Annotated in this window: 3 protein-coding genes; all 3 read left to right on the forward strand. The window is 63.5% G+C overall.

The features are described from left to right. Window positions 1-856, forward strand: an 856-nt coding sequence (locus AC1DUU_RS29145) for an ABC transporter permease (protein WP_476786805.1), incomplete at its 5' end; no start/stop codon positions are given. Then, a complete protein-coding gene (locus AC1DUU_RS29150) occupies window positions 853-1,791 on the forward strand; it encodes an ABC transporter ATP-binding protein (RefSeq protein WP_476786806.1) in 939 nt (312 codons plus the stop codon). The genes AC1DUU_RS29145 and AC1DUU_RS29150, both read left to right, overlap by 4 nt. Next, on the forward strand, window positions 1,788-2,543 hold the full coding sequence (locus AC1DUU_RS29155; protein WP_476786807.1) for an ABC transporter permease: 756 nt from the start codon (window positions 1,788-1,790) through the stop codon (window positions 2,541-2,543). The genes AC1DUU_RS29150 and AC1DUU_RS29155 overlap by 4 nt, the downstream gene beginning before the upstream one ends. Window positions 2,544-2,572: the final 29 nt, after the last annotated feature.

Raw genomic sequence — 2,572 nt, forward strand, 5'->3', positions numbered from 1 at the left:
CATCTCGCCGGCGTCGGGCTTCTGGCTTCTGATCTTTGCCTTTACCCTTTTGCTTGCAGACGTCCTGACGAGGTTGCAACTGTCGCCGGTCGGGCGCGTTGCCGTGCTCGTCATCGCCGCTGCGGCGATCTGGCTTCTGCTCGCGTCAGGCCAGTGGGACAGCCTTTCGATTCTCAAGGAATATGCCAATCGCGCCGACAGTTTCTGGAACGAAGCGGCGCGCCATGTCCAGCTTGCACTAGGCTCGCTTGCCGCCGCCGCTCTTGTCGGCCTGCCGCTCGGCATTTTGTGCCACCGCGTCGAGGCGCTGCGGGCTGGCGTGCTCAATGTGCTCAACATCATCCAGACGATCCCCTCGATCGCGCTGTTCGGCATCCTGATCGCGCCCCTCGGCTGGGTTGCGGCCAATGTTCCCGGCGCTTCCGCTCTGGGCATTCGCGGTATCGGCGCCGCACCGGCCTTCGTCGCACTGTTTCTCTATTCGCTGTTGCCTGTGGTCGCCAATACGGTGGTCGGGCTCGCTGGTGTGCCGCGCGCGGCGAACGATGCGGCACGCGGCATGGGCATGACCGGCTGGCAGCGCCTGTCGAATGTCGAGTTTCCGCTTGCTTTTCCGGTCATTCTCACCGGCATCCGCATCGTTCTGGTCCAGAACATCGGCCTTGCCACCATTGCCGCGCTGATCGGCGGCGGTGGCTTTGGTGTGTTCGTGTTCCAGGGCGTCGGCCAGACGGCAATGGACCTTGTCCTGCTTGGCGCGGTTCCAACGGTGGCGCTGGCCTTCGCCGCTGCCATCATCCTTGACGCGGTGGTCGAATTTGTCGCGACCCGCAGAACCTTGGCGGTGGCGGCATGATCGAGATCGAAAACATTACCAAGCGTTATGGCGAAACCGCTGTCGTCGACGACGTCTCGATGGTCATTGAGCCGCGTACGCTGACGGTGATCGTCGGCACTTCCGGCTCTGGCAAGACCACGCTCTTGCGCATGATCAACCGCCTGGTCGAGCCGACCTCGGGTACGATCAAGCTCGACGGCACGGACAATCGCTCGGTGCCCGGCCACGAACTGCGCCGCAGCATCGGTTATGCCATCCAGGGCAATGGCCTGTTTCCGCACCGCACCGTGGCACAGAACATCGGCACCGTCCCATCGCTGCTTGGCTGGGACGCAGCGCGCATCAAGGCTCGCGTCGACGAGCTGATGTCGCTGCTTCAGCTGGACCCGGTGGCTTTTGGCCCTCGTTATCCCCACGAATTGTCGGGTGGCCAGCAGCAGCGTGTCGGCGTCGCCCGCGCGCKTGCGGCCGAGCCCAACGTGCTGTTGATGGACGAGCCGTTCGGCGCGCTCGATCCGATCATCCGCACCAAGGCGCAGGAAGACCTGCTGGCGATCCAGAAACGCTTCGGCACCACCATCATCCTCGTCACCCACGACATGGAGGAGGCGGTCCATCTGGGCGACCGTATCGCCGTCATGGATGCAGGGCGACTGATCCAGTATGCGACGCCAGCCGAAATTCTGGCCAAACCCGCCAATGACTTCGTCGAAACACTGATCGGTGCCTCCGACCGCCCGTTCAAGCTGCTGTCGCTTGGCGCCGTCGGCGATGCGGTCGAGCCCGGCAAGGCCGCCGGCGAGGGGATACGCGCCGAGGCGACCCAGCGCGATGCGCTTGCGGAACTGTTGTGGTCGGGTCGTTCTGCGATGCCGGTGACATCGGACGATGGCACACCGCTTGGCAAGGTCACTATGGAAGGCCTCGTCAAACGTGCCGCGAGGCCGCAATGAAGGCCTGGATTCCACTCCTGCTGCGGCTCGCCGTGCTGGTTCTGCTCATCGCCTTTTTGACAAATCCCTTGTGGTTCGAGCCGCTGCTCAAGCCGCTGACGCAGAATGGCGCTCATGCCATCTACAACCAGGGCAGTTTGCTATCACTGGCGCTGCAACACCTGCGCACGGTCGCCATCGCCACTGCCGCAGCGATTGTCGTTGCCGTCTCCCTCGCAATCCTAGTTACCAGGCCGGCAGGCGTCGAATTCCTGCCTTTGTCGCGCAGTCTGGTCAATATTGGCCAGACCTTTCCTCCGGTCGCGGTTTTGGCGCTTGCCGTTCCCGCCGTTGGCTTTGGCGAAAAGCCGACGCTGATCGCGCTGTTCCTCTATGGCCTGCTGCCGATCTTCGAGAATTCTTTGACGGGTTTGACCACCACGCCGCCGAGTGTGGTTGAAGCCGCGCGCGGCGCTGGCATGACCAGTTGGCAACGCCTGCTCAAGGTCGAACTGCCGCTGAGTGTGCCGGTCATGCTCGCCGGCATTCGGCTTTCGGTGGTCATCAGCCTCGCCACAGCCACCATCGGTTCGACGGTCGCAGCCAAGACGCTAGGCGAGGTCATCATTGCCGGGCTGYAATCCAACAATCTGGCCTTTGTCCTCCAGGGAGGCTTGATCGTTGCTGCCCTTGCCGTGCTGATCTACGACGCGCTGTCGGCGCTGGAGCGGATGGCAGCCAGGCGAATGGGGCAGGTGGCCCAGAACGACTAGCCGAGGCTAGCGCCCGCGCACCGGGTAAT

The sequence above is a fragment of the Aminobacter sp. P4_H6_2 genome, assembly GCF_056400805.1.